We start from the raw sequence: 1,557 nt of genomic DNA, 5'->3' as shown, positions 1-1,557 counted from the left end.
GTCGTCGGTGCCGCAGCTAACGCATTAAGTTCCCCGCCTGGGGAGTACGGCCGCAAGGCTAAAACTCAAAGGAATTGACGGGGGCCCGCACAAGCAGCGGAGCATGTGGCTTAATTCGACGCAACGCGAAGAACCTTACCAAGGCTTGACATATGCCGGAAACGTCCAGAGATGGGCGCCCCCTTGTGGTCGGTATACAGGTGGTGCATGGTTGTCGTCAGCTCGTGTCGTGAGATGTTGGGTTAAGTCCCGCAACGAGCGCAACCCTTATTCTGTGTTGCCAGCGTGCCTTTCGGGGTGATGGGGACTCACAGGAGACTGCCGGGGTCAACTCGGAGGAAGGTGGGGATGACGTCAAATCATCATGCCCCTTATGTCTTGGGCTGCACACGTGCTACAATGGTCGGTACAAAGGGCTGCGATACCGTGAGGTGGAGCGAATCCCAAAAAGCCGGCCTCAGTTCGGATTGGGGTCTGCAACTCGACCCCATGAAGTTGGAGTTGCTAGTAATCGCAGATCAGCATGCTGCGGTGAATACGTTCCCGGGCCTTGTACACACCGCCCGTCACGTCACGAAAGTCGGTAACACCCGAAGCCGGTGGCCTAACCCTTGGGAGGGAGCCGTCGAAGGTGGGACCAGCGATTGGGACGAAGTCGTAACAAGGTAGCCGTACCGGAAGGTGCGGCTGGATCACCTCCTTTCTAAGGAGCACATGGCCAGACCTGAGCGAATGTCTCGGGTTGGTTGCTCATGGGTGGAACGTTGACTATTCGGCACACACGGTTGTGACTCTTCCTAGTACTGCTTCGGCGTGGAACGGTGGGTCGGGGTCGGGTGTGTCGGGCACGTTGTTGGGTCCTGAGGGAATGGCCGTTTGGTCTGAACCTCGGTGCCGGTCCCACTGAAGGCGCGCTGTTGCGTGTTGGGGGTGGGTGTCTGGTCGTTGTTTGAGAACTGCACAGTGGACGCGAGCATCTGTGGCCAAGTTTTTAAGGGCGCACGGTGGATGCCTTGGCACCAGGAACCGATGAAGGACGTGGGAGGCCGCGATAGGCCCCGGGGAGCTGTCAACCGAGCTTTGATCCGGGGGTGTCCGAATGGGGAAACCCGGCAGTCGTCATGGGCTGTCACCCATACCTGAACACATAGGGTATGTGGAGGGAACGCGGGGAAGTGAAACATCTCAGTACCCGCAGGAAGAGAAAACAACCGTGATTCCGGGAGTAGTGGCGAGCGAAACCGGATGAGGCTAAACCTTGGGCGTGTGAGACCCGGCAGGGGTTGCGCTCAGGGGGTCGTGGGAGAGTTCTTCAGTCGTCTGCCGGCGGCTGGGTGAGTCAGAAACCGTTGGTGTAGTCGAAGGACATGCGAAAGGTCCGGCGTAGAGGGTAAGACCCCCGTAGACGAAACATTAGCGGCTCACTTGAATTTTTCCCAAGTAGCACGGAGCCCGAGAAATTCCGTGTGAATCTGGCGGGACCACCCGCTAAGCCTAAATATTCCCTGGTGACCGATAGCGGATAGTACCGTGAGGGAATGGTGAAAAGTACCGCGG

2 rRNA genes are annotated in these 1,557 nt (G+C 58.1%); both read left to right on the top strand.

From position 1 onward, the window contains the following. A 16S ribosomal RNA gene (locus ACIPK4_RS40120) occupies window positions 1–703 on the top strand; the annotation flags it as partial. A 278-nt stretch (window positions 704–981) separates the two neighbouring features. Next, window positions 982–1,557: ribosomal RNA gene (locus tag ACIPK4_RS40115) — 23S ribosomal RNA — on the top strand; the annotation flags it as partial.

This window comes from Streptomyces sp. NPDC086989, from assembly GCF_044745505.1.
In the GTDB taxonomy this organism is placed as follows: domain Bacteria; phylum Actinomycetota; class Actinomycetes; order Streptomycetales; family Streptomycetaceae; genus Streptomyces.
Note: the sequence above shows the minus strand (reverse complement) of the source record. Positions and strands in the feature narration are given on the sequence as shown.